The sequence below is a fragment of the Denitrificimonas caeni genome (assembly GCF_027498055.1).
Taxonomy (GTDB): Bacteria; Pseudomonadota; Gammaproteobacteria; order Pseudomonadales; family Pseudomonadaceae; genus Denitrificimonas.
The window spans coordinates 2,627,061-2,651,706 of record NZ_CP114976.1 but is presented as its reverse complement, the minus strand read 5'-3'; the positions used below and the strand labels follow the sequence as shown (position 1 = coordinate 2,651,706).

22 protein-coding genes and 3 tRNA genes are annotated in these 24,646 nt (G+C 50.1%); 21 read left to right on the top strand and 4 right to left on the bottom strand.

Translation table 11 applies throughout. The features are described from left to right. Positions 1 to 80 precede the first annotated feature (80 nt). A tRNA-Leu gene (locus O6P33_RS12365) sits at positions 81 to 167 on the bottom strand. 198 nt (positions 168 to 365) lie between these two features. On the opposite strand from O6P33_RS12365, the gene rnr reads away from it, so the two are divergent. The 7 genes from rnr to dnaB all read left to right on the top strand — a co-directional run bounded on the left by rnr (position 366) and on the right by dnaB (position 7,347). Then, positions 366 to 2,822 (top strand): ribonuclease R, encoded by a 2,457-nt coding sequence (gene rnr / locus O6P33_RS12360; protein WP_269819534.1) that lies wholly within the window; start codon positions 366 to 368, stop codon positions 2,820 to 2,822. Then, positions 2,815 to 3,561 carry a 23S rRNA (guanosine(2251)-2'-O)-methyltransferase RlmB gene (rlmB, locus tag O6P33_RS12355; protein ID WP_269818072.1) on the top strand — a complete coding sequence of 249 codons (747 nt, stop codon included), beginning with the start codon at positions 2,815 to 2,817 and terminating at the stop codon, positions 3,559 to 3,561. The genes rnr and rlmB overlap by 8 nt, the downstream gene beginning before the upstream one ends. A 176-nt stretch (positions 3,562 to 3,737) precedes the next feature. Further along, positions 3,738 to 4,169 (top strand): 30S ribosomal protein S6, encoded by a 432-nt coding sequence (gene rpsF / locus O6P33_RS12350; RefSeq protein WP_269818071.1) that lies wholly within the window; start codon positions 3,738 to 3,740, stop codon positions 4,167 to 4,169. Between the two features lie 29 nt (positions 4,170 to 4,198). Next, positions 4,199 to 4,429: a 30S ribosomal protein S18 gene (rpsR, locus tag O6P33_RS12345; RefSeq protein WP_022965127.1), complete on the top strand. Its 231-nt coding sequence runs from the start codon at positions 4,199 to 4,201 to the stop codon at positions 4,427 to 4,429. A 36-nt stretch (positions 4,430 to 4,465) separates the two neighbouring features. Beyond that, positions 4,466 to 5,338, top strand: a complete 873-nt coding sequence (locus O6P33_RS12340) for a hypothetical protein (protein ID WP_269818070.1) — start codon at positions 4,466 to 4,468, stop codon at positions 5,336 to 5,338. Positions 5,339 to 5,381: 43 nt separating this feature from the next. Then, positions 5,382 to 5,828 carry a 50S ribosomal protein L9 gene (gene rplI / locus O6P33_RS12335; protein WP_269818069.1) on the top strand — a complete coding sequence of 149 codons (447 nt, stop codon included), beginning with the start codon at positions 5,382 to 5,384 and terminating at the stop codon, positions 5,826 to 5,828. A 124-nt stretch (positions 5,829 to 5,952) separates the two neighbouring features. Next, on the top strand, positions 5,953 to 7,347 hold the full coding sequence (dnaB, locus tag O6P33_RS12330; RefSeq protein ID WP_269818068.1) for a replicative DNA helicase: 1,395 nt from the start codon (positions 5,953 to 5,955) through the stop codon (positions 7,345 to 7,347). Between the two features lie 146 nt (positions 7,348 to 7,493). On the opposite strand, the gene O6P33_RS12325 is transcribed toward dnaB, so the two are convergent. After that, the gene (locus O6P33_RS12325) at positions 7,494 to 7,946 is read right to left on the bottom strand and encodes a DMT family transporter (protein WP_269818067.1); all 453 of its coding nucleotides are present in this window, start codon (positions 7,944 to 7,946) and stop codon (positions 7,494 to 7,496) included. An 85-nt stretch (positions 7,947 to 8,031) separates the two neighbouring features. Then, positions 8,032 to 8,571, bottom strand: coding sequence for a DUF4136 domain-containing protein (locus O6P33_RS12320; protein ID WP_269818066.1), 540 nt, complete (start codon positions 8,569 to 8,571; stop codon positions 8,032 to 8,034). Between the two features lie 134 nt (positions 8,572 to 8,705). On the opposite strand from O6P33_RS12320, the gene O6P33_RS12315 reads away from it, so the two are divergent. Next, positions 8,706 to 9,326, top strand: coding sequence for an FKBP-type peptidyl-prolyl cis-trans isomerase (locus O6P33_RS12315; protein WP_269818064.1), 621 nt, complete (start codon positions 8,706 to 8,708; stop codon positions 9,324 to 9,326). Here O6P33_RS12315 and O6P33_RS12310 read toward each other — a convergent pair. Then, complete coding sequence (locus O6P33_RS12310; RefSeq protein WP_269818063.1) at positions 9,323 to 9,574, bottom strand: hypothetical protein; 252 nt, start codon at positions 9,572 to 9,574, stop codon at positions 9,323 to 9,325. The genes O6P33_RS12315 and O6P33_RS12310 overlap by 4 nt on opposite strands. A gap of 158 nt (positions 9,575 to 9,732) precedes the next feature. Between O6P33_RS12310 and O6P33_RS12305 the strand changes: the two genes are divergently transcribed. From O6P33_RS12305 to O6P33_RS12245, 13 genes are all read left to right on the top strand, one after another. After that, positions 9,733 to 10,002 carry a hypothetical protein gene (locus tag O6P33_RS12305; RefSeq protein ID WP_269818062.1) on the top strand — a complete coding sequence of 90 codons (270 nt, stop codon included), beginning with the start codon at positions 9,733 to 9,735 and terminating at the stop codon, positions 10,000 to 10,002. Positions 10,003 to 10,160: 158 nt separating this feature from the next. Continuing rightward, positions 10,161 to 11,525, top strand: coding sequence for a DNA repair protein RadA (gene radA / locus O6P33_RS12300; RefSeq protein WP_269818061.1), 1,365 nt, complete (start codon positions 10,161 to 10,163; stop codon positions 11,523 to 11,525). Between the two features lie 101 nt (positions 11,526 to 11,626). Then, positions 11,627 to 12,250, top strand: coding sequence for a GTP cyclohydrolase II (gene ribA / locus O6P33_RS12295; protein ID WP_269818060.1), 624 nt, complete (start codon positions 11,627 to 11,629; stop codon positions 12,248 to 12,250). Next, positions 12,247 to 12,666, top strand: a complete 420-nt coding sequence (locus O6P33_RS12290) for an MFS transporter (protein ID WP_269818059.1) — start codon at positions 12,247 to 12,249, stop codon at positions 12,664 to 12,666. Before ribA ends, O6P33_RS12290 begins: the two co-directional genes overlap by 4 nt. Positions 12,667 to 12,671: 5 nt before the next feature. Next, the gene (locus O6P33_RS12285; protein WP_269819533.1) at positions 12,672 to 13,478 is read left to right on the top strand and encodes a cobalamin-binding protein; all 807 of its coding nucleotides are present in this window, start codon (positions 12,672 to 12,674) and stop codon (positions 13,476 to 13,478) included. Positions 13,479 to 13,512: 34 nt separating this feature from the next. Next, the gene (locus O6P33_RS12280; RefSeq protein ID WP_269818058.1) at positions 13,513 to 14,697 is read left to right on the top strand and encodes a pyridoxal phosphate-dependent aminotransferase; all 1,185 of its coding nucleotides are present in this window, start codon (positions 13,513 to 13,515) and stop codon (positions 14,695 to 14,697) included. Continuing rightward, the gene (sfsA, locus tag O6P33_RS12275; RefSeq protein WP_269818057.1) at positions 14,687 to 15,391 is read left to right on the top strand and encodes a DNA/RNA nuclease SfsA; all 705 of its coding nucleotides are present in this window, start codon (positions 14,687 to 14,689) and stop codon (positions 15,389 to 15,391) included. The genes O6P33_RS12280 and sfsA overlap by 11 nt, the downstream gene beginning before the upstream one ends. Positions 15,392 to 15,576: 185 nt before the next feature. Next, positions 15,577 to 15,652 (top strand) — tRNA-Val (locus O6P33_RS12270). Between the two features lie 18 nt (positions 15,653 to 15,670). Next, positions 15,671 to 15,747: transfer RNA gene (locus tag O6P33_RS12265), tRNA-Asp, on the top strand. A gap of 304 nt (positions 15,748 to 16,051) precedes the next feature. Beyond that, positions 16,052 to 17,587 (top strand): SrfA family protein, encoded by a 1,536-nt coding sequence (locus tag O6P33_RS12260; RefSeq protein ID WP_269818056.1) that lies wholly within the window; start codon positions 16,052 to 16,054, stop codon positions 17,585 to 17,587. Between the two features lie 18 nt (positions 17,588 to 17,605). Continuing rightward, positions 17,606 to 20,785, top strand: a complete 3,180-nt coding sequence (locus O6P33_RS12255; RefSeq protein WP_269818055.1) for a virulence factor SrfB — start codon at positions 17,606 to 17,608, stop codon at positions 20,783 to 20,785. Continuing rightward, positions 20,782 to 23,508: a virulence factor SrfC family protein gene (locus O6P33_RS12250; protein WP_269818054.1), complete on the top strand. Its 2,727-nt coding sequence runs from the start codon at positions 20,782 to 20,784 to the stop codon at positions 23,506 to 23,508. Before O6P33_RS12255 ends, O6P33_RS12250 begins: the two co-directional genes overlap by 4 nt. Beyond that, entirely contained in the window at positions 23,505 to 24,638 is a 1,134-nt protein-coding gene (locus O6P33_RS12245) for a hypothetical protein (RefSeq protein ID WP_269818053.1), read from the top strand. The genes O6P33_RS12250 and O6P33_RS12245 overlap by 4 nt, the downstream gene beginning before the upstream one ends. Positions 24,639 to 24,646 lie beyond the last annotated feature (8 nt).

Sequence of the window (24,646 nt, the reverse complement as noted above, 5' to 3'; positions counted from 1 at the left end):
ATTTGGCGCTTTTTTTGGGGGGTATAATAAACCCCCAAAAAGCTCAAAGCCCCATGGTTAGGGGCTTTGAGCTGTATGATTGGTGCCCAGAAGAAGACTCGAACTTCCACGCCCTTGCGGGCACTAGCACCTGAAGCTAGCGTGTCTACCAATTTCACCACCTGGGCATTGAAAGCCATGCATCTGCATAGTTTCCGTGGTACAACGTCAATTACATTGCGTTGTGGTCGCGAACTATACGGCCGATAAAAGATCTTGTAAACCCCTATTGGGTAAAAAATCTGTTAAATTAGACAGGTAATTCGGTGCAGTGAACAATTATTCACTTCACTCTCTATTTTTAAAAAGTAAGGTAATTTAATTTGATAGCCGATTGGCAATCCCTCGACCCAGAGGCCGCTCGTGAAGCGGAAAAATATGACAACCCAATTCCAAGCCGTGAATTGATTTTACAGCACCTAGCTGAGCGTGGAGCACCTGCTACCCGTGAACAGTTGGCGGTTGAATTTGCATTAACCTCGGAAGAGGATCTTGAAGCATTGCGTCGTCGCTTACGTGCGATGGAGCGTGATGCGCAAGTGGTGTATACCCGCCGCGGTGCTTATGCACCTGTGGATAAGCTAGACCTAGTGGTGGGCCGCGTCAGTGGTCACCGTGATGGTTTTGGTTTTTTAATCCCTGACGATGGCGGCGATGATTTATTTTTAAGCCCCACGCAAATGCGTTTAGTCTTTGATGGCGACCGTGTTTTAGGGCGTGTTGTAGGTTTTGATAAGCGTGGCCGCCGTGAAGGTGCCATTGCTGAAGTGGTGCTGCGTGCCCACGAATCTATTGTAGGGCGCTATAACGAAGAAAATGGCATTGGCTTTGTCCTACCCGACAATAAAAAAATGCAGCAGGAAGTCTTGATCAGTCCGGGTCGTGCCGGTGGTGCGCAAGTGGGGCAGTTGGTTGAAGTGGCAATTACCCACTGGCCAACCGCACGTTTCCAAGCGCAGGGTAATATTGTCGAAGTGTTGGGCGACTATATGGCGCCGGGCATGGAAATTGAAGTGGCCCTGCGTAACTATGATATCCCCCACATCTGGCCGGATGCTGTGGTTAAAGAAGCCAAGCGCTTTAAAGCTGAAGTGGAAGAAAAAGACAAAGAAAAGCGTGTGGATCTACGCCATTTGCCGTTTGTTACCATTGACGGCGCAGATGCTCGCGACTTTGATGATGCGGTGTATTGCGAACCGCGCAGCGGCAGTGCTGGTGATGTGGTTACCGGTGGTTGGCGTTTGTATGTGGCCATTGCCGATGTTTCGCACTATGTAAAAGTGGATTCTGCGCTGGATCATGAAGCACATTTACGTGGTAATTCAGTGTATTTCCCCGAGCGGGTGATTCCGATGTTGCCAGAGGAGCTATCCAACGGTCTGTGCTCGTTAAACCCGAATGTTGATCGTTTGGCGATGGTCTGTGAAATTGCTTTGGGTCACTCCGGGAAAATGATTGGCTACCAGTTTTATGAGGCCATCATTAATTCCCACGCTCGCTTAACTTACGACGTGGTCAGTGCCATGTTGGAGCGTCCGCGCAGCGCTGAAGGCAAGCAGTATCTGACTGAGTATGCTGCCGTTGCACCCCATGTAAAAGATCTTTACGCGGTGTACAAGGCGTTACAGAAGCAGCGTCATAACCGTGGTGCGATTGATTTCGAAACCCGCGAAACTCAGATTGTGTTTGGTGAAGACCGTAAAATTGCTGAGATTTTACCCACCGAGCGCAATGATGCACACAAGCTGATTGAAGAGTGCATGTTGTGCGCCAACGTGGCTATGGCCAACTTTTTAGAAGATCATGATTTGCCCGGTCTGTACCGTGTGCACGATGGTCCGCCGGCAGAAAAGCTAGAGAAGTTGCGTGGTTTTTTAACTGAGCTGGGTTTAACCCTAAATCGCGGTAAAGGCGATCCAACTCCCAAAGACTATTTGGCGCTGTTGGAAACTGTACGTGACCGTGCTGATTTTCAGTTGATTCAAACGGTAATGTTGCGCTCGTTAAGTCAGGCGGTGTACAGCCCTGATAATAACGGTCACTTTGGTCTGAACTATGAGGCCTACACGCACTTTACTTCACCGATTCGCCGCTATGCAGACTTGCTCAACCACCGTGCCATTCGCCATGTGATTCGTTCACGGCAGAAAACTGAGCATGTGCAGCGAGTTGGTGCGCGTAGCCTACCAAAAGCGCAAGTCTATCCTTATGATTTGCCAGAGCTCGAAGAGATTGGCGTCGAAGTATCCATGACCGAGCGCCGTGCTGATGAAGCCACCCGTGATGTGGTGACTTGGCTCAAGTGCGAGTTTATGTTGGATCGGGTTGGTGAAACCTTTGAGGGTGTGATTACCTCGGTGACAGGCTTTGGTATCTTCGTTGAGCTGGTTGATATTTATGTGGAAGGCTTGGTGCATGTCACTGCTTTGCCAGGTGATTATTACCAGTTTGATGCAGTGCATCACCGTTTAAGTGGTGAGCGCAGTGGACGCAGCTTCCGCCTTGGCGATACCGTCGAAGTGATAGTGGCGCGGGTTGATTTAGACGAGCGCAAAATTGATTTCGAAATGAGCTCGGCTGATGCGGATGTGGGCAAGCGTCCCCATGCTAAAGGCAAAACGGCCAGAGATGCGGCGAAAAAAGACAGTGCGAAAACTTCCGCAGCAGGCGCTAAAAAAGGTGCTGTAGATAAAGATGCTGCCGCGCCAAAAGGTAAAGCAAAAAGCAAAGTGCGTAAGCGCAAAGTCGTCAGCAAATCCACCAAGGCTGGGCATTATGAATGATTTAGAAAACGTTTATGGTGTGCATGCGGTTGAGGCTTTGTTGCGTCATCACCCGAAGCGGGTGAAACAGCTGCTTTTCGCGGATGGCCGCAGCGAGCCGCGGATGCAAGTGCTGCGCGACTTAGCTGCAGCCGAGCGGATTCAAATCAGTGCGATTAGCCGCCGCGAATTGGATGAGCAAATCGATGGCGTCCACCAGGGTGTTGTAGCCAAAGTCAGCCCCAGTCAGATCTGGGGCGAGCAAATGCTCGATGAATTGCTGGATCGCCTAGAAGTACCGCCATTGCTGTTGGTGCTGGATGGCGTGACCGATCCGCATAATCTAGGTGCATGCTTGCGTACCGCCGATGCCGCTGGTGTGCATGCAGTGATTATTCCTAAGGATAAGTCAGCCACCTTAAACGCCACTGTGCGTAAAGTTGCCTGTGGTGCTGCGGAAGTTGTCCCTTTGGTGGCTGTTACCAATCTGGTGCGCAGCCTGCAAAAATTGCAGCAGAAAGGTTTATGGGTGGTGGGAACTGCCGGTGAAGCCGAGCAAACCCTCTACCAGCAAGATATGACTGGACCACTGATTTTAGTAATGGGTGCTGAAGGGGCCGGTATGCGCCGTTTGACCCGTGAAACCTGTGACTTTTTAGTGAATTTGCCGATGCAGGGCAGTGTTAGCAGCCTTAACGTCTCGGTAGCCACTGGGGTGTGCCTGTTTGAAGCGCAGCGTCAGCGCTTGGCAATTAAATAGTTCTTTTACGCTAAATTGACCTTTTGCAAGACATACCTTGCTTAGCCGGGCGAGCTTCTTTAGAATATCGCCCCTTGCCCTGTGCGTACTGCTGTAATTGTGCGCCAGAGCAAAAATTTCATCCACTCCTTGTCTGACCGCAGAGTGCGGCAGACTACAACCCGTAAGGAGCATCTATGCGTCATTACGAAATAGTGTTCTTGGTCCACCCGGATCAAAGCGAACAAGTCGGCGGTATGGTTGAGCGTTACACCAAACTGATCGAAGAAGATGGTGGTAAAGTTCATCGTCAAGAAGACTGGGGTCGTCGTCAATTAGCTTACGCAATTGATGATATCCACAAAGCACACTACATTTTGCTCAACGTTGAGTGCAGCAGCAAAGCTTTAGCAGAACTGGAAGACAGTTTCCGCTACAACGATGCGGTATTGCGCAACTTGATCATCCGTCGCGATGAAGCGGTTACTGAACAGTCTGAGATGTTGAAGGCTGAAGAAAACCGTAGCGAACGTCGTGAGCGTCGTGAGCGTCCTGAAACTGCCGAAAGCACCGATGAAGAAGATGGTGACGACGACAGCGACAATGACGACAACGAAGTTGATGAGTAATCCTAGAGCTTAATTGAGGAGCCACTGTCATGGCACGTTTTTTCCGCCGCCGCAAATTCTGCCGTTTCACCGCTGAAGATGTAAAAGAAATCGATTACAAAGATTTAAATACATTGAAAGCCTATGTTTCAGAAACAGGCAAAATTGTACCAAGCCGTATTACTGGCACTAAAGCTAAATATCAGCGCCAATTGTCTACTGCAATCAAACGCGCACGCTTTTTAGCTCTGCTGCCCTACACCGACAGTCACAACAATTGATTTTTGGCTGTACCGTTTAAATGGATAGGTTAGTGCATGCGTATACTCGCTGAATTTATAATGCGTGGGCGTATGCAAGCCATCATTGTGATGGTTTTAGCAATGGCGTTGCCAATGATGTTTTGGCTAGGCGCTGCTGCTGCAAGTTTAGTACTGCTCAGACGCGGCCTAAATGATGCATTGAGTGTTATCGTTTGGGCATTGTTACCTGCTGTAGTATGGGCTTTTTATGATGACCCGCGGCCTATTTTGGCGTTGCTTGGGGCATTAGCAATAGCACATATACTGCGCGTAACTGGGTCTTGGGCGAAAGCCTTGCTTGCAAGTCTTTTGCTCGGAGTGTTTTTTGCCTGGATGTTAGGAGCGGCCTTTGCGCAACCCCTGGCAGCTTTAGCTGAAGAGCTAAATACCATGGCCCCAAAAATGCTCGCAGGGCTTTACGAGCAGTTATCTGCTGAAGATAAACTGCAGTTACAAGGTTTAATTATTCCGGTATTAACTGGATTGATGGCCTCAGTGTTACAGCTGTTATGCATACTGAGTGTGGTGCTTGCGCGTTACTGGCAGGCAGCTTTATACAACCCAGGTGGTTTCGGGCAAGAGTTTCGAGCTTTGCGCCTACCTGCGGTGATCATGTTCCCCCTAGTGTTTGGTATGTTGTTTGCGCCAAGTCTCGGGATACAGGCTGCAGTTTTAACGCCTTTGTGCAGTGTGCCATTGATGTTTGCAGGTTTAGCCGTTGTACATGGATTGGTTGCCAAATACCGTTCCGGTAACTTTTGGTTGATCGGTTTGTATATAGGTATAGTGCTGTTTACGCAGCTGATTTATCCGTTTTTAGTGGTATTGGCTATCGTCGATAGTGTTTTTGATTTTCGTGGCTTAAAGCAGCAAAAAAATGATGCTTAATGTCGCGAACGGTGAACGTTGAAATTCAAGAGGTGAGACTCAAATGGAAGTCATCCTGCTAGAAAAAGTCGCAAACCTGGGCGACCTGGGCGACAAAGTAAATGTTAAGGCTGGATACGGCCGTAACTTTTTATTACCGCAACGCAAAGCAACGGCTGCAACTGCAGAAAACGTTGCAGCTTTTGAAGCGCGTCGTGCAGAGCTTGAAAAAGCCGCTGCCGAGAAGCGTGCAGAAGCAGAAGCACGTGCTGCTCAATTGTCTGAGTTGGAAGTGACTATCACTGCTAACACAGGTGAAGAAGGCAAGTTATTCGGTTCTATCGGTACTCACGATATTGCTGATGCACTGACTGCTTCAGGCGTTGAAGTGAACAGAAGTGAAGTACGCTTGCCGTACGGCACCATTCGTCAAACTGGCGAATACGACGTTACTGTGAATTTACACACTGACGTTGAAGCTACGGTCAAATTGATTGTAGTTGCAGGCTAATCGCCCTATCGGTTAACGCAAGTTAGCTGATGGTACAAAAGGCACGTTATCTGTATAGATGCGTGCCTTTTGTTGTTTAATAGCCCTATTTATATCAAGCTTTTGTGACACACGGGTACATTGTATGAGCGAAATAGACGCCCCCCAGCAGTATGATTTAGAAACTTCAGCCCTTAAGGTGCCGCCGCATTCAGTTGAGGCAGAGCAGTCGGTGCTGGGTGGATTGATGCTGGACAACAATGCCTGGGAGCGCATTCTTGATCAGGTTTCCGATGGTGATTTTTATCGCCATGACCACCGCCTGATCTTTCGTGCAGTGGCACGTTTAGCCGAACGTAACGCCCCCTTCGACGTGGTGACTTTGTCTGAGCAATTGGACCAAGAAGGCCAGCTCAGTCAGGTGGGTGGTTTGGCGTATTTAGGTGAGTTGGCAAAAAACACCCCATCCGTAGCCAATATTAAAGCCTATGCACAGATTATTCGTGAGCGCGCGACGTTACGTCAGCTGATCAGTATCAGTAATGATATTGCCGACAGCGCTTACGCACCGCAAGGTAAAAGCGGGGATGAAATTCTGGATGAAGCCGAGCGGCGGATTTTCCAGATTGCCGAAGCACGGCCCTCTACCGGTGGCCCAGTTGGGCTAACTGACTTGTTGGCTAACGTCATTGATACCATTGATACGTTATTTAACAGTGATGAAGCGATTACTGGTTTATCCACCGGCTTTACTGACTTGGATGAGAAAACCAGTGGTCTACAGCCAGCCGATTTGATTATTGTCGCTGGCCGGCCGTCCATGGGTAAAACCACCTTTGCGATGAACTTGGTTGAGAATGCCTTGATGCGCTCGGAAAAAACCATTTTAGTCTTCTCCCTAGAGATGCCAGCTGAATCCTTGGTGATGCGGATGATTTCCTCGTTAGGGCGTATTGACCAGACTAAAGTGCGTTCTGGGCGTTTAGATGAAGACGACTGGCCGCGTCTCACTTCAGCGGTGAACTTACTGCAAGAGCGTAAATTGTTTATTGATGACTCAGCCGGTATTAGCCCTTCAGAAATGCGCGCCCGGACACGCCGCGTGGCCCGTGAGCACGGTGACATTGGCTTAATCATGGTGGACTACTTGCAGTTGATGCAGGTGGGCGGCAGTGCAGGGGAAAACCGCACCAATGAGATTTCTGAAATCTCGCGCTCATTAAAAGCTTTAGCCAAAGAGTTTGATTGCCCAGTGGTGGCGCTATCACAGCTGAACCGCTCACTGGAGCAGCGTCCCAACAAGCGTCCGATCAACTCTGACTTACGTGAGTCAGGAGCCATCGAGCAAGATGCTGACGTGATTATGTTTGTCTACCGTGACGAGGTGTATCACCCAGAAACGGAGTACAAAGGTGTGGCGGAAGTGATTATCGGTAAGCAGCGTAACGGCCCGATTGGTACTGTGCGTTTGGCTTTCCAAGGTAAGTACACACGCTTTGATAATCTGGCTCCGGGCAGTTATCAGTTTGATGATGATTGATGCTTTAACTTAGCCAGCCTTAGCTACACACCTAATCACCACGCCAGCCGCAACTGTATGGAGCTGGCGTGGTTGTTTTTGTCCAATATAGCGCCACAGTTGGCTGGTTTGATGAACCCAGTGCTGGGCTGCTTGCCAGTGTTTGCTTAGCTGCGGCGAATCACCCAAATACCACTTAAGATCAAGAGTAAGCCAGCAATCTTGCCAAGGTTGATCGGCACTTCTTTGTAGCCCACCCAGCCTTGATTATCGAGAAATACTGCGCTACTCAGTTGTCCTAAGAGCACCAGCGCCATAAACAATAATGCGCCAATGCGTGGCGCGACAAAGGCCGCGGTAAAGACAAAGAAAGCCCCAAGTAAGCCGCCGGCCCAGTGCCACCAGTGCAAGCTTTTTAGCGTAGTTAGGCTCACGGGGTCGCGTTGCCACAGGGCTAACAGCAATAAAGCTGCGGTGCCCACAAGAAAAGAAACAGTGGCGGCATTTAAGACGCTGCTCACCTCTTTCGCCAGTAAACCGTTGATACCTGCTTGCAGCGGCATTAGAGCGCCGGAAATAAACGCCATGGCCAGTAATGACCAATACACTTGCGGAGACATAACTCACTCAAATACGTCAATTAAGAGGCGTTATCTTGCCACAAAAACGCGCTGTTGATGGCGTTTTGTGCCGAGTGTGCACAGCTCACTGCGGTGGCAAGTGCTGTAAAATCTGTTGTGCCCGCTGACGAAACTTGGCGGCGCGTAACTCAGGATTGGTTTGTTGCTCAGGCAGCACCCAGCTATCGCTGCCACGCCAGATCAGTTGTTGGTTACTGGCGTCGAGCAAGTCAATTTGCAGTTTTTGCGTTGTATAGGTGGTGTCATAGGTTTCGGTGCGCAAGCCCGGGCCCCAAATGGGTCCCCAGTAGTCATTTTGGATGGTCTGGGTGCGTTGCTGCTGATTCTCAGTGATCAGCCAAGCGCGTACTTCAAATTGGGCTGGTTTGCTTTGTAGTAAGCCTTGTTGCGTTAGCTGCTCGCTAATAGCGTCGCGAATACGTTCTGCGTCAAGGCTGCTATTGAGTGCTGCCGCGTTGGGCATAAACTGCACCGCTGGCTGCGCCCACTGCCAAGACTGCAGGGCGTGGAAGTCATAACCGGGCTGGTAATCAAGTTCAATCAGGCGGTTGGATTGACAGGCAGTTAACAGCAGCAGGCTCAGCAAGAGTAAGTAACGCATCATAATTGGATCTCGCAAAATAGAAAACAATCTGCTTTTCGTTCGGGTTTTGTCAGTGGCTCTGTTAGGATACTGCGCTGAAATTGACTTTCATTCTACCGCATCGTGCGGTTTTTTATTTGCCACTGGAGGCATCTATGTCTGAATTAGATCTGAGCACTGATGAAGCGCGCGTAAGTTATGGTATCGGTCGTCAAATGGGTGATCAGCTACGTCAAAACCCACCTCCTGGCATTAGTATTGATGCAGTTGTGAATGGTTTGCGTGCTGCGTTCAATGCTGAGCCTATGCTGGTTTCCGGTGAAGAGCTGAATGCTAGCTTCACTGTAATCCGTGAGCGTATGGAAGCTGAAGCAGAAGTAAAAGCTAAAGCCGCGGCAGCAGAGGGCATTGAGTTCCTAAAAGAGAATGCAAAAAAAGAAGGCGTTACCACTCTAGAGTCAGGCCTGCAGTATGAAGTGATCACCAGCGGTGATGGCGCTAAGCCGACCAGCCAGAGCACCGTGCGTACCCATTACCACGGCACCCTGATTGATGGCACTGTATTTGATAGCTCATACCAGCGCGGCGAGCCAGCTGAGTTCCCAGTTTCAGGCGTAATTGCTGGCTGGACCGAAGCTCTGCAGTTGATGAACTGTGGCAGCAAGTGGCGTTTATATGTACCGAGCGAGCTGGCTTATGCCGGTCAAGATGTCGGCAGCATTCCTGCGCACAGCACTTTAGTGTTTGATGTGGAACTGCTTGAGGTTGTCGCTTAACCCGCTAAGTCCGGTGTTGTGCTCAGGCGTGCAGTTTGGGCATAACACAATAAAAATAGCTGGCGTATCTGTTCTTTGATTACGCTTGGCTCTGGGCTATTTAAGTCGTGTATATCCAGAGCACCTTGTTCGCGTAAGTCTTCTAAATCTTCGCCCTGTACCTGCAAACAGACGTTGCCAGTTAAGCGATTAATAATGCGCAAGTAGGGTTGTGGGCGGTCAAGCCAAGCATCGATTAAATAGGTCATGGAATCTTTCCTTTGATCAGTTGAGTGCGTAATCGATAATAGTTCTCGTTTGTGTTCAGCGCAAGAGTAATCATAAATTAAAGCGCTTGACTGCAATCAAGAGTGATTGGCTGGGCAGGCTGTATTGTTTTTAGCAACATAACAGCGAGGAACTTACGATGACGACCCAAGTGCATGCATTGATTAAAGAGTCACCTGAATTGGCTCAGGATTTACAGGACATGTGTGATGATGACGCCAATTTTGCTCGGCAGGCCGCTGAATTCGCTGTGCTGGCAGAGCGTTTAGCAGCGGTACAAGCCGGCAATGAAAGCTTAAGCGCTGAAGATCGATTATTACTGGAGCAGCAGTGCAGTGCGCAGCAGGCCATTTTATTGCGCAAACTGACCCATCCAGCTGGCGGTTGCTGCGGTGGTTGCGGCGGTTGAAATAGCTGGTGCGTTGTCGCCAGAGGTGCAGTTGTTAGCGTGAGCTAGAGCTGTGCCTCTGTGGTTTGCATTTATATGATCACTGTATACAATGACAGTGTTTAGTAGTCGGTAGTTGCGAAGAGCTGCCAATAACAATGCAAGCTAGGGGGCACAGTATGGCCAAGGCCAAACGCATGTATGGCTGTACAGAGTGTGGGGCGACTTTTCCAAAGTGGGCAGGACAGTGTGGCGCCTGTGGTACTTGGAACACTTTAATGGAAACCCTGATTGAAGAGCGCGTTGCCGAAAAAAGCGGTCGCGCCGGCTGGGCTGGTGATCAGGCTGAGCTGAAAACCCTTGCGCAAGTCAGCGTTGAAAAGGTGCCACGTTTCTCGACCCAATCCAGCGAGCTTGATCGTGTACTTGGCGGTGGTTTAGTAGATGGCTCGGTGGTCTTGCTTGGCGGTGATCCAGGCATTGGTAAGTCCACAATTTTGCTACAGACGTTGTGCAATATGGCCGAAAGCATTTCAGCTTTATATGTGACCGGTGAAGAGTCGCAGCAGCAGGTGGCCATGCGCGCACGGCGGTTAGAGTTACCGCAAGATAAGCTCAAAGTCATGACCGAAACCTGCATCGAAACAATTTTAGCTGTCGCGCGTCGGGAAAAGCCGCGGGTGATGGTGATTGACTCCATTCAAACCATCTTTACCGAACAGTTGCAGTCCGCTCCCGGTGGTGTGTCCCAGGTGCGTGAAAGTGCAGCTTTATTGGTGCGTTATGCGAAACAAAGCGGTACTGCGATTTTCTTAGTGGGCCACGTGACCAAAGAAGGCTCGCTGGCCGGGCCACGGGTATTGGAGCACATGGTTGATACCGTGCTGTATTTTGAAGGTGAATCCGACGGTCGCTTGCGCATGTTGCGCGCAGTGAAAAACCGTTTTGGTGCAGTCAATGAGCTGGGCGTGTTTGGCATGACGGACCGTGGCTTAAAAGAAGTCTCCAACCCATCAGCCATTTTTCTCAATCGCGCCCAAGAGGCAGTGTCCGGCAGTGTGGTGATGGCCACTTGGGAAGGCTCGCGGCCGATGCTGATTGAGGTGCAGGCCTTAGTGGATACCAGTCACTTGGGCAATCCGCGCCGCGTTACTGTGGGCTTGGATCAAAACCGTTTAGCCATGTTGCTGGCTGTATTGCACCGTCACGGTGGTATTCCCACCCATGATCAAGACGTGTTTTTGAACGTGGTCGGCGGCGTAAAGGTGCTGGAAACGGCATCCGACTTGGCGTTAATGGCAGCAATTATTTCCAGTTTGCGCAATCGCCCCCTGGAGCACGGGTTGCTGGTGTTTGGTGAAATTGGCTTGTCGGGGGAGATTCGCCCAGTACCCAGTGGTCAAGAACGCCTCAAAGAAGCAGCCAAACATGGCTTTAAACGGGCCATTGTGCCAAAAGCCAATGCACCGCGAGAAACCCTCGCTGGCCTGCAGGTGATTGCGGTGACGCGCCTAGAAGAAGCCCTCGATGCCTTGTTTGATTAAAGCTGTTACAGCGCAATTATCAACATAATGTCGGATTGCCTGTTCGAGTCAGGGGTGAAGCGTTACAATGCGCTCCCTATAAAAGCCTAGGAGTTGCTCTGGTGTCTGTCGTCTTTGTCGCTGCCTCCAAATTACCTACCCCGTTTGCCGAATTTACCATGCACGGTTTCCTTGATGAGGAAACGGGAAAAGAACATTTGGCATTAACTTTAGGGGATGTTGCTGATGGCCAGCCGGTGCTGGGTCGTTTGCATTCTGAGTGTCTGACCGGTGATGCTTTATTTAGCTTGCGTTGCGATTGCGGTGCACAGCTGGAAGCTGCATTGCGCGCCATTGCTGCAGAAGGTCGCGGGATCTTGCTGTATTTACGCCAAGAAGGCCGTGGGATTGGTTTGCTCAATAAAATTCGCGCCTACAAACTGCAAGACAGTGGTGCCGATACCGTGGAAGCTAATGAGCAGTTGGGTTTTGCCGCAGACTTGCGCGACTATTCGATTTGTCAGCCGATGCTGGATCACTTAAATGTGCACTCATTGCAATTGATGACCAATAACCCGCGCAAAGTAAAAGCCATGCAAGGTTTTGGCGTTGAAGTTGCCCAGCGGGTGCCGCTGCAAGTTGGCCAAAACCCATATAACAAACTTTACTTAGCCACTAAAGCAGGCAAGTTGGGGCATTTATTAGGTCTTGAGCATCAAGCTGAGCAGAGTGAGCACGAGTCGTGAAGCCGCAAGAATCACGTCGTGTTTTGCGAGTGCTGTGGTGGTTGCAGCTGATTGTCGCGTTACTGCCAGTGTGGTTGTTTCCAGATAACGCGTTTGATTTAGGTGCGCAGCCTGAGTATTTCTCGCTGTTATTTTTTGCCGCTGCTTTATGCCTGTTGTTTTTAAACGTCAAACCTTTTCGCCGTTTTAAGCATGCGGTCATTGATTTGGGCAAGGTGTTAAATACCGAACAAGCCGCCGATGCTTGGCAGCATTTAATGCATGTGCGTTTGCGCGCGCTATGGTATGCCTGCCTTCCGGCCTGGGCTGCTGCAGTGGGCAAAACTGTCGGCCTTGAGTTGCCAGCAATATTCTTATTGGCTGTGGCTACGCCCATGCTGTTTTGGCTGTATCGGACGCCGCGACAGTTGGCATGATGGTTTTGCGTTTTGTTGTTCTGAGCTGTTTGAGCTTGCTGGGCGCTTTCTGTCTACCGCTGCAGGCCGCCGAGCGGGTGATCAGTTTAGCGCCGTCGCTGACTGAAATGATGTTGGATTTGCAGGCTGAAGATAAGCTCGTGGGCATTTTAGACGGTGGTGTGCGTCCCGCTGAGTTAGTCGATGTCCCGTCGGTGGGCGGCTTTGCTCAGTTTGAGTTGGAAACACTGCTGAGTTTGCAGCCGGACTTGGTGCTGTATTGGCCGGGCAGCATCAGTGACATGCAGCTGAAACAGTTACGCCAGCTGCACATTCCTATATTTAATGCCTACGCACAGACCATGGATGAGCTGGCTGCACAGTTTGCCGAGCTGGGGCAGATGCTGGGTGCTGAGCAGCGTGGCAAGCAATTAACTGCTGAGCTGCAAGATAAACTGGCACAAATGCGGAGTCGCTACCAGCGTCCTGCAGCGCTACAGGTATTTTATCAGGTGTGGGATACGCCGATGTACACCTTGGGTGGCGCGCAAATTATCAGCGATGCACTGCGCGTCTGTGGTGCTGAAAATATTTATGCCGATCTGGCTTTACCCGCACCGCAAGTGAGTCTGGAATCGGTCATAGCGCGCAACCCAGAAGTGATTTTATTGGGTAGCGCGCGTCTAGCTAAAATGTGGGAAGCTTGGCCGGTGTTGCATGCGGTCGCCCGTGGGCAAGTTCTCGAAGTACCCGACCATGGTCTAGAGCGTCCCAGCCTGCAGATGTTTGACGCCCTTGAGCAGCTCTGTGAGCATCTTCTTGAGTTTGAATAAATAATCTACCCGTCGCCGTTTTATAGTGGATATTATGACTTTTACCTATAGCGCCCGCAGTCGCGCAATTGAACCCTTTCATGTTATGGCGCTGTTGCAGCGAGCCAATGAGTTAGAAGCTGCAGGTCGAGACGTCATTCATTTGGAAATTGGTGAACCGGATTTCAATACCGCAGAACCCATCATCCAGGCCGGTCAAGCTGCGCTGGCAAGTGGCCAAACCCGTTACACCGCTGCGCGCGGCTTGCCTGCATTGCGTGAAGCCATTGCAGGATTTTACGCCAGTCGCTACGGGCTGGATATCAGTCCCGAGCGCATTATGATTACGCCGGGCGGTTCGGGCGCGCTATTGCTCACCAGTGCGTTGCTGGTTGACCCAGGTAAGCACTGGCTGCTGGCGGATCCGGGGTATCCTTGTAACCGCCATTTTTTACGCCTAGTTGAAGGTAATGCGCAGCTGGTACCAGTGGGGCCTGAGGTGAATTATCAGCTCACTGCAGACTTAGTTGCCCGCTACTGGGATCAAGATAGCGTTGGAGCCTTAGTTGCCTCACCGGCCAACCCAACCGGTACAGTGCTTAGCCGCGAAGAGTTGGCCGATTTGTCCACTGCTCTGCGTGAGCGTGGTGGGCATTTAGTGGTGGATGAGATTTACCATGGTTTGACCTACGGTATGGATGCCTCCAGTGTCTTGGAAGTGGACAACGATGCCTTTGTGCTCAATAGTTTCTCGAAATACTTTGGCATGACTGGCTGGCGCTTAGGCTGGCTGGTGGCGCCAGAATCAGCGATACCTGAGCTGGAAAAGCTCGCACAAAATATTTATATCAGTGCTCCAACCTTGTCTCAGCATGCCGCCTTGGCGTGCTTTGAGGCCGACACCTTGGCTATTTTTGAGCAGCGCCGTGCTGAGTTTGCTCGGCGCCGTGATTACTTATTGCCGGCCTTGCGGGCGCTGGGTTTTAAGATTGAAGTGGAGCCGCAAGGGGCTTTTTATCTGTATGCGGATATCTCGGGCTTTGGCGGTGATGCATTTGATTTTTGCCGGCATATCTTAGAGACCGAGTATGTCGCCATTACCCCGGGGATTGATTTTGGCCGTTCACGGGCCGGTCAGCATGTGCGTTTTGCGTATACACAAAGTGTGCCGCGCTTAGAGCAAGCAGTGGCGCGTATTGCCCGTGGTTTAGCAACATGGCAGGCCCAACATGCAATTTGATCCGCAGTTAGAAGAGGGGCGTTTAATCAAACGCTATAAACGTTTTTTAGCCGATATTGAATGCAGTGATGGCAGCGTGATAACTGCTCACTGCGCCAATACCGGCTCGATGAAAAACTGCATGGCCGCAGGTGCGCGAGTTTGGTTCAGCCGCAATGACGATCCAAAGCGTAAGCTCAAAGCCAGTTGGGAGTTGGTAGAAACCCCCCATGGCCGCATCGCCTGTATCAATACTGGGCGCGCCAACCGCTTAGTGGAAGAGGCACTAGTCAACGGTGTTATTACCGAGCTGGCTGGCTTCAGTGCGCTGCGTCGTGAGGTGAAATACGGTGTCGAAAACAGCCGAGCTGACTTTTGTTTAATGTTTGCTACAGAACCGGTGTTTGTTGAAGTGAAAAGTGTCACTTTGGGCTTTGCTGAGAGTGATATTGCAGCTTTTCCTGATGCGGTAACCGTGCGCGGCACCAAACACTTGCGCGAGCTCAGCGCTTTAGCTGCCAGTGGCCAGCGTGCGGTGCTGATTTATTGTGTCAATTTAACCGGCATCAGTGCCGTGCGTGCCGCCGAAGAGATTGATCCAGACTATGCTGCGGCGCTGGCTGAGGCTAAAGCTGCTGGCGTTGAAGTGCTGGCCTATGGCACTAGCATAACGCCAAGCAGTATTAGCGTGACCCAGCGTTTAGCCATTGGTTAGCCGAAGCGCAGGTGCGCTGGCTGATGAATAGTGAATAAAGACGGGCGAGCGGCCTAGGTTATTTAGTGAAAGCAGCCTTAAACAGCCAGAATCCACAAGAAAAGCCTTTATTTTGCTAGTTTCACGGGTTGTGCTTGCCAAAAGCCTTTTAGCTGTCTATAGTACGCACCTCTTCGAAAGATCATGGGTGATTAGCTCAGCCGGGAGAGCATCTGCCTTACAAGCAGAGGGTCGGCGGTTCGATCCCGTCATCACCCACCATTTTCTTTCAAGTACCGCGCAGTGGTAGTTCAGTTGGTTAGAATACCGGCCTGTCACGCCGGGGGTCGCGGGTTCGAGTCCCGTCCACTGCGCCATATTACGAAAACCCGTTAAGTTTATGCTTAACGGGTTTTTTTTTGCCAAAATAAAATTAAAAAGCTTCTGTGCCGCGGGCGTAAGCGAGAATTGCGACTGCTACAGGCCAGTGCTGCTAGACCATGTGACAAGTCATAAAGTTCCATTGGGCAAATGCAATACTGCTATTTGTGCAGTGATTTGATTTGTTAAAGTTATAAAAATAGTTATAGTTGCACGCTTAGATTGAGTGTGTCTGAAATTTAAACCTCGGCAACCGCAATAGTTGCTTGTGTTGTGCTTATAACGTCCTAGGGAGTGGTGATGTCAAGCTCTGAGCTGAATCAGTTAACAGGCAAGTTATTACGCTCTGGGCGTATTGGCGAATACCAATTTTTAGGCAGCGGTGGGCGCCAAGTCTTTAAAACCGCCAGTCAACTAAGAGACATAGTACGCCGTAAGCTGAAGACTATTGATGGTTTACCAGGCGTATCTTACGCAGAGCATTTTGCCGTACCTGTTATTGACCGCGCCGGCGATGTGATTAATTGGTACAGCAGCTACCCAGGTGATGTTATTCCTTGGAGCTCAGCCACCGAGCAAGAACGCGATAGCGCGCGCCAACAATTGCGCACATTAGAGAGTAAAATCTTAGAGCATTGTCGGGGTGAGCAAGGGCCGGGCAGCGATACTCAGGCAGCAGACTTTGTTCCTGAAACACTGATTAATAAACTGCTGCTGCAAATGCTCTACACCCCCGATAGCGAGCATATTTATCTCGTGAATGGCTTGGCTGTATTGACTTTTTGGGGATTTATTTACCCAAAAGCGCAGGTGCCAACCGACCCTTTACGGCACTTGTTTGAGCACGCCAAAGTCACTCCAGCAGTTGCGCCAGTGTTAGCCACGGCAGCCCCCTTAGCGCAAACTGCAACTGTTACCCCTAAACCTGTGATTGCCGCACAGCCAGCCGCAGTTGCAGTGGTGAAAAAACCTTGGTGGCGGCGTTGGTTGTGGTGGCTGTTATTGCTCCTACTGTTGCTGCTCTTATTGTTTGGCTTGCGCCAGTGCCGCCCTGATATGGCGAATAAGCTGGGCGTGCCTGATTTCTCCTTTAATAAACCAGAGCTTTCTATGCCTGGGCGAGCCAACCTGCCGAATCTTCCCGATCTTGGCTTAAGTAAAGCAAAAATCCCCGCTTTTAATGGTGCTGCTGGCCGCGCAGATGTGGCTGGGGCTAATTTGGGGCAGCCAGATTTACCAGGCCAGCCGAACGGGGCCGACACTGCCAATATGGCTGGCTCTGCAGATCCTGCACAGGCGCCTGAGATGCCTGCGCAGGGGATTGAGCCGCCTGCTATGGACCCTGAGTCGCCCGCTGACTTCACGCCGCCAGATATGAGCGAGCCAGATAACCCAGCGTTCACTCCACCGCAGATACCCGATGAGCAGGCTGAGGCAGAGGCTACTGCTGCGCCGGAAGTACCCGGCGAAAACTTGCAAATTCCCCCTGATGCTCCCAACGGACAAGCACACTTTTTAAATGGTAAATGGAAAGCCGGCGCTGGTATTCAAGATAAAAATACCGGTAAACCTTTACGCCTTGAGTATGAGTTTAACGAAGGTAAAGGCCAAGTGACGGTAAAAGCAGCAGATGGTATGCGTTGTACCGGTGATGTGGATGCGCAGGTCCAAGGCGGCCAAATGCGCATTGAAAGCTTAGGCCCAGCCCTGTGTGCCGATGGTTCAAGCTTTGATATGCCAGAAATCACCTGTAAGCCTGGTGCGGCATCGGCTGCTGATTGCATCGGCAATTATGCTGACACGCGTTTTCCAATATCTATGCGCAATGCTCAATAAATTAGGGACTGATCAATAATGTTGCCTGAACTGACAAAATTTGAAGACACTATTACTCTGGTGAAAGAAACAGGTATCCAGTTTGTTGATTTTGGGCTTAAGCTCGATGTTGACGACCACGATGATGGCTACTTTTATAAAGTCACCGATCGTAGCGTGACGCGACTGGCCAAAGGGCAGCAAAGTGGGGTGTATTATTTTGATAAAACCGCCGAGCCTAATATTGCCGATATTGTCAGCACCCCGCCCAGCTATAAAGTGCCGCTGGAAGAAAGTTTAAGTGTCTTCAGTGGGCAGTGGTTACCGGTGCCTTTTCTGCGTTTTACGCCGCCTTACACCTATGATCAGGGTCCGGCAAACTGGGCGCGCCTTTATATTAATAAGCTCGACACGCCTGATCGTGATGGCAACAACTACCGTGTGACCTTAGCCTTTGATACGCGATTAATGTCGTATAACCCACATGTTAAATACTTAGCACCCAGCCCTGATGATGTGCAGGCTGGCGTTGAGTTCAAATTAAGCATCTGTGCCCAGCAGACCAGTTGGTTTTTTGCTCAGGAGTGGGTGACTAACTGGTTGGATGCAGTGTTAAAAGAAGCACTGCTGGCGCAATCTGGTGAAGATCAAATTGATGCCAAAGGGCTAGAAAAAGGCCTGGCCCACTTTAGATCGCAAGCGCATTTACTCAATATTTTAAGTTTAATTACCCCCACTACATTGCATACCAGTGAGACAAAGCCCTCGCTGGAAGGCAAGTTGCCAAAAGTGCGTTTGATTAGCGCTGATTACAACACTGATAAAGTGATTCCGGTGGACTTGGTGCTCGACGTGGGTAACTCGCGCACCTGCGGTATTTTACTGGAAGGCCTGAATGAGGGGGGTGGTCGCTTAAGCAAAAACTATGTCTTGCAACTGCGTGACTTGTCGCAACCTGAGTATGTGTATAGCGAGCCTTTTGACAGCCGTGTTGAGTTCACTCAAGCGGCTTTTGGTGATGATTTTTATGCCGGCAAAAGTGGCCGTCGCAATGCCTTTCAGTGGCCGACCATCGTGCGAGTGGGGTCTGAAGCTGCTCGTTTAGCCGGGCGGCGTTTAGCCACCAAGGGCCGTACCGGCTTATCAAGCCCGAAGCGCTACTTGTGGGATAAGTCAGAGTACCCTCTAAACTGGCGCTTTAACTCCAATAAAGACACCGAAGTCTTTGCTTTCGCCGAACCTTTCTGTAATCACATTGATGATGCCGGCGTGCCTTTATACCGCCCAACAAAACCGGGCGAGCCACCGCGCGAGAGTGTGTTTGATAACAAATACTCACGCAGCTCCTTGATGGCTTTTATGTTGGCTGAAGTATTGATGCAGGCGCTCAATCAAATCAACAGTATTGCGCAGCGTACTCGCCAAGGTCACACCGATATTCCTCGCCAGCTCAACAGTGTGATTTTAACTGTGCCGCCAGGTATGCCACAGGTTGAGCGCGCTATTTTAAATGAGCGCTTAGAAGATGCGATTGCCATTGTTTGGAAAAGCCTCGAGTGGCATGCCGGTGATGAAAATCCCCATGATGCTGTGGATCACCCAACTCCCGACAATCCTCTGCCTAAAGTGCCGTTACCCACCACCAGTGTTGAGTGGGATGAAGCATCTTGTGGTCAGCTGGTGTACTTGTTTACTGAAGTGAGCCAACACTTCTCCGGTCACCCTGAGCAGTTTTTCCAAGCCATTGCGCGGCCAGATAAAAAGCTCAGCGCAGATCAGCAAAAAATCACCTTAGCTACAATTGATATTGGCGGTGGCACCACAGACTTGGTGGTGAATGAATACCAGCTCAATACCCAGCACAGCAGCGGCAGTAATGTTGAAATCGTGCCCAAACAGTTGTTCCGTGAAAGCTTTAAAGTCGCCGGTGACGATATTGTTTTGGATGTCATTAAAGAGTTCGTGCTGCCCAGCTTGGAGCAGGCTTTTAGCGACTACAATGTGCCCGATATAGAAACAGTTAAATCGCACTTATACGGTGTTTCCAACAGCAATGCGCAAGATGAAATCTATCGCCAGCAATTAACCCTGCAGGTGTTTTTGCCCATTGCGTTAAATATTTTAAAGCACTACGAAGACTTTGACATTGCTGAGACTCACTCCGAGCAAAGCTACACCTTTGGCGAGTTAATGCCGGCGCCAGCGACCCAGCCCGTACTGGATTTTGTCAGCCGTGAGGTGCAGAGCTCAAGCAGGTCACTGAAAAAGTTTGATTTACATGCGGTGAAAATTAAATTCAACTTACTGCACCTGCATGGTTTATTCGTCAGCAATAAGTTTCCTTTTAATAAAGGCAAAAACTTAAAAATGAGCATTAATAGTGCTCTAGCAGGTCTATGTGAAGTGATTGATAAGTACGCCTGCGATATGGTTCTACTCACTGGTCGTCCTTCGCGGTTGCCGGGTGTGCAAGCGCTGATTCGCAGCTACTTGCCGCTCAATTCGGGACGGGTGTTACCGATGCACAATTACCATACCGGCAGCTGGTACCCCTTCAATAAAAACAATTTAATTGAAGATCCAAAAACCACCGCAGCGGTGGGGGCGATGCTGTGCATGCAGGCGAAAAACGGCAGTTTGGCTAACTTCTCCTTTAACGAGTTGATGCTCAAACCCTATTCGACCATGCGTTACTTTGGGGTGATTGGTGCTGATCGCTGCATTACTCACGACAGTGTCCTGTATGCCGATATTGATACGCGTCCGGAAAATGGGAAGATAAAACTACCCACCACCACAGATCTAAACTCTGACAACCCAGATCAGCAAAAACCCATTACCCTGACGTTTAAAAACAGCTTGTTGATCTTAGGCTTCCGCCAATTTCCCCTTGAACGTTGGCCCGCCACGCCTTTGTACCGTTTAGGCTTTACTAAAGCCGGTAATGATAAATACAACGAAGCCAAGCTAAGAACACGTGATGGCAATATCGCCTTGCATGTCAGCTTTAAGATTGAAAGTGACGACTCCGAGCAAAGTATTATCGAGAAAAAAGGCAAATACCACGCCGTGCCCAGTGATCAACTGGTGATTGATCGAGTCCAGGGCACTGTCAGCGGTTTTGATGCCGACGATTTGGAGTTACAGCTCAATACGCTGCTTGATACGGATATGAATGTAACCAGTTACTGGCTTGATAGTGGGAATGTGAAACGATGAGCACACAAACATTAACCGCCAAGCAAAATGAGCTTGTAGCGAAGTGGAAAGCAATTTACCAAGGTTCAGAGCAAGCACTTAACTGGATTGAAAGCGTACGCGATAGCGCGGCCACCGTTGATGCGCAAGCTGACAGCTTAAATATTGAGTTGTATCAGGCGTTAAACTTGGCGCGCAGCTTTGAACATGTGGCCAGCACACCGATGGCGCTGGGCTTTTTTGGTCTGTCGCAGGCGGGTAAATCCTATTTGATTTCATCGCTGGCCGCTGATGGGCAAGGGCAGTTAGAAACAGAGGTGGATGGCAAACAAAGATTAAACTTTATTGACCACTTTAACCCCACCGGTGAAGGGGCTGAAGCCACAGGTTTAGTGACGCGCTTTACCTATCAAGAACATGCCATTAAAGACCCGAGCTACCCGCTGCAATTACGCTTGTTTCGCGAAATTGATATTGCCATGATTTTGGCCAATGCTTGGTTCAATGATTTTGACCAAGAGCATGTTGAGTACCAAGTTACTGAAGAAGTGATTGAGCAAACCCTGTCGCGCTATGAGCAGCTCAATACGCAGCAGCCACAACCGCAACGGCCCGCGGTGAGTGCCGCGGATGTGGTGGCGCTTTTAGACTATATGAATGCCACTTCGAAAAAAATATCCAGCAAATTGGGAGCTTACTACTGGCCACGCTTAATTAAAATTATCCCGTATTTAACCCTAGAAGAGCGTGCTGATGTGTTCTCCGTGCTCTGGGGCAAGCAGCCATTGCTGAGCAACACCTATATCCAACTGGGTAAAACACTGGCCGCGCTTGGCGGCGCACAAACGGCCTATGCACCGATCAGTGCTGTGGTTGAAGAAAAAGACGGTGCCAATTACAAGCAAAGTAAAGACTTCAATATCATGAACGTCAACACTTTGAACTTGTTATCCACGGCGCAGGATCCACTGATTCAGGTGCGCCCAAGCAGAGATGGCCAATTACAGAATGCTGTGGCAGTGTCCACCGCAGAGCTGGCAGCGCTGACTGCAGAGATGATTTTCCCTTTAGCCAGCACGCCGCAAAATGAAATTGTTAAGCAAATTGATTTATTAGACTTCCCCGGCTACCGCACCCGCCAGCAATTGCGCGGTATTGCATATCAGGACGAACAGGGCGCGGTGGATAACAGTAAGTTAATCGTCCAGTTGTTTTTACGCGGTAAAGTGGCTTACCTATTTGAACGCTACACCGTATCGCAAGAAATGAGCGCCTTGGTGATGTGCACCACTTCAGATATGCAAAGTGAAGTGAATACCGTGGGTGGTGTGCTCACAGAGTGGGTGAATAAAACCCAAGGGGCAACCCCACAAGAGCGTGATAACCGCTGCGGTCTATTTTGGGCGATTACCAAAATGGACAAATCAATTGATACCACTTTAGCGGGCAATGATGACAATATCGCCGCCTCTTGCGAAGGCTTGATGAAGAAAACCATTCTTGAACGATTCGGTAATTTAGCTTGGATGCAAGAGTGGGATACACGGGGTTCGTTTAATAATACTTTCTTGGTGCGTAAGCCCCGTATTGAAAACACCTTTATTGATATGGACGCGCGCGGCAACGAAGTTCAGGTCAGAAGCAATAAAGTTGAAAAGCTGCAGTTGTTCCGTGAAGAGTTTGTGCGCACCGATACCGTTATTCAGCATATTGCCAGTCCGGGCGAAGCGTTTGATGCCGTATTGGCGCTCAATGACGGCGGTATCGGACGTTTTAGTGCACACCTCAACAGCATCGCTGATATCAGCTTTAAACTCACCCGCATTGATGAACAATGGCAGCAATTGCAGCACAAACTAGTGACTAAACTGCAGCACTGGCAATTAAAAGAAGGCAGTGATGCACTGAAAGAAAAGCAAGCCGTGGCTAACCGAGTGGGTGGTTATTTAAAAGAGAACATCAGCTCTATCAGTGAACTGTTGCATCACATGAAAGTGCCCGATCACACCTTGCGCAATATCTATTTAAGTGGTGTTTACAATGTCGATGCGCAGGCCAGTGTTGAGGAGCAAGAAACAATTGCAGAGCCTGAGTTTGATTTCTTTAGTCAAGAAACAGTAGTTACTGCACCTGTAGTTCCAAGCAATACGCACACAGCAGAATACTTCTTTGCCAAAGCAGCGATCAGTGCCTGGATCAGCCATCTCAAAGCCTTTGCTGAGCGTAAAGAGTTACTGGCTACTTTATCCACCTCCAGCTTGGTGCTAACGCCTGAGATCGCGGAGAAGCTGGTGAATGAAATTATTTCAGCCAGTTATCGCTATAAGCTCCAAGATAAGCTCACCGAGTCTTTGTTGGTGTATCAAGGCGCAATGGCTAATCGCCGTGAGCAAACGGTGGAGAAGAACGTTTTAACCGTGCAGCTGGCTTTACAAGATTTTGTCGCTTGGTTTGGCAACTTAGACAAGCCTGCTGAGCAGCGTGAAGAACGCTTGCTGGGCGCTAATCGAGCAGGGCAGGTCTTTGACTTTTATAGCCAGAGTACGTTTGCAGATTTACCAACTTTGCCAGAGTTATCCATGAGTGAAGACAAGCAGGTTGAGCAAGAGTTATTTGATTGGATCTCTGCATTTATACGGGCAACGGTCGCCAATGCTGGTGGCCATGACGAAAATGCAATCACCCTAGAACAAAACAATGCTCTAGGTGTGGTTTTAGAAAAATTTGAGGCGCGCATCGCATGAGTAATAAAAGGATCAGTGCTGAAATTGTTGCTTTAACGCCCAATATTCCAGGCCAAGCGGTTATTCAGATTCGAAACTGGGATTTAGCCGGCGGCTTAAAGTTTAAAATTGAAGCCAATGGTGGCCGAGGGTATTTAAACGAGACCAGCGGGCGCAGTGAGTGGGGCAGTAGTGAGTATTGGTTTCACCCGCAAGCTGTGGAGCAAGATGCTGAGTGGGTACGCGTGCACATTGGACAAACAATCTTGGACCCGTTACTGGAGGCCGGTGCGCGCTATAAAATATCCCTGTGTGCCCATGACGCCAACCAAGAAAGTACCTGCACCCTAAATATCGCTGACGATGTGTATCCCAGCACCGCCGCGGGTAGCAACAGTGCAGTGGTCTCCGGTGGTGCTTTAGCCACGCCAGAACCTGTCACCGTATCGACAGCCGCACCTGCGCCAACGCCTGAGCTACAGGTCACACCAGCACCTGAGCCGCAAGCGCAAGCCGAACCTGTAGCGACGCCTGAGTTGGAATTGGAGTTAGAAGAGGTCGTTGAGCCAAGCCCTGAGCGTGCGCAAACTGCACAGCCAACGCCAACGCCAACGCCAACGCCAACAGCGAGCCCTGCCAGCAAAAAAGGTAAAGGCAAAGTTATTCTGCTGGCGCTGCTTGGCCTAGTTATCGTCGCGCTTTTAGCTGCGCTGGGTTGGTGGTTGGCGCAGCAAAAACTACCCAGTCTGGTCAGTGGTGGCGCTACGGCTGCCGACGCAGCAAATGCCGATGGGCTGAGTGCAAACGGCGGTTGTGCCTTGGCAAGCATGGGCACGGTGGATGAGCTGCAGTTTGTGCAGAGCTGCCTGCAAGAAACGCAAGACAGCACAGCACTGCTGGCGGTGATTCAACACGCTAAAGCCAACAACCATTGCGGCGTTGCGCAGCGTTTATATGCTAACCGTGCGCAGTCCGGCGATAGTGTGATTGCTCTGGCTTACGCTAAAGAATACGACCCGCAATTTTATGCCGACAACACCTGCTTTAAAGCAGCAGATACCGAGACCGCTTTGTATTGGTATGAAACAGTTCTGCTCAATGAACCCAATAATGCTGAAGCTGCACAGCGTGTCGAGGAGTTAAACCAGTGAAACTTACT

Bases quoted from the DNA above. Each gene is read 5' to 3' on its own strand.
- rlmB (WP_269818072.1), top strand. From the start codon at position 2,815: ATGAATGATTTAGAAAACGTTTATGGTGTGCATGCGGTTGAGGCTTTG.
- rpsF (WP_269818071.1), top strand. From the start codon at position 3,738: ATGCGTCATTACGAAATAGTGTTCTTGGTCCACCCGGATCAAAGCGAA.
- rpsR (WP_022965127.1), top strand. From the start codon at position 4,199: ATGGCACGTTTTTTCCGCCGCCGCAAATTCTGCCGTTTCACCGCTGAA.
- O6P33_RS12340 (WP_269818070.1), top strand. From the start codon at position 4,466: ATGCGTATACTCGCTGAATTTATAATGCGTGGGCGTATGCAAGCCATC.
- rplI (WP_269818069.1), top strand. From the start codon at position 5,382: ATGGAAGTCATCCTGCTAGAAAAAGTCGCAAACCTGGGCGACCTGGGC.
- dnaB (WP_269818068.1), top strand. From the start codon at position 5,953: ATGAGCGAAATAGACGCCCCCCAGCAGTATGATTTAGAAACTTCAGCC.
- O6P33_RS12325 (WP_269818067.1), bottom strand. From the start codon at position 7,946: ATGTCTCCGCAAGTGTATTGGTCATTACTGGCCATGGCGTTTATTTCC.
- O6P33_RS12320 (WP_269818066.1), bottom strand. From the start codon at position 8,571: ATGATGCGTTACTTACTCTTGCTGAGCCTGCTGCTGTTAACTGCCTGT.
- O6P33_RS12315 (WP_269818064.1), top strand. From the start codon at position 8,706: ATGTCTGAATTAGATCTGAGCACTGATGAAGCGCGCGTAAGTTATGGT.
- O6P33_RS12310 (WP_269818063.1), bottom strand. From the start codon at position 9,574: ATGACCTATTTAATCGATGCTTGGCTTGACCGCCCACAACCCTACTTG.
- O6P33_RS12305 (WP_269818062.1), top strand. From the start codon at position 9,733: ATGACGACCCAAGTGCATGCATTGATTAAAGAGTCACCTGAATTGGCT.
- radA (WP_269818061.1), top strand. From the start codon at position 10,161: ATGGCCAAGGCCAAACGCATGTATGGCTGTACAGAGTGTGGGGCGACT.
- O6P33_RS12280 (WP_269818058.1), top strand. From the start codon at position 13,513: ATGACTTTTACCTATAGCGCCCGCAGTCGCGCAATTGAACCCTTTCAT.
- sfsA (WP_269818057.1), top strand. From the start codon at position 14,687: ATGCAATTTGATCCGCAGTTAGAAGAGGGGCGTTTAATCAAACGCTAT.
- O6P33_RS12260 (WP_269818056.1), top strand. From the start codon at position 16,052: ATGTCAAGCTCTGAGCTGAATCAGTTAACAGGCAAGTTATTACGCTCT.
- O6P33_RS12255 (WP_269818055.1), top strand. From the start codon at position 17,606: ATGTTGCCTGAACTGACAAAATTTGAAGACACTATTACTCTGGTGAAA.
- O6P33_RS12250 (WP_269818054.1), top strand. From the start codon at position 20,782: ATGAGCACACAAACATTAACCGCCAAGCAAAATGAGCTTGTAGCGAAG.
- O6P33_RS12245 (WP_269818053.1), top strand. From the start codon at position 23,505: ATGAGTAATAAAAGGATCAGTGCTGAAATTGTTGCTTTAACGCCCAAT.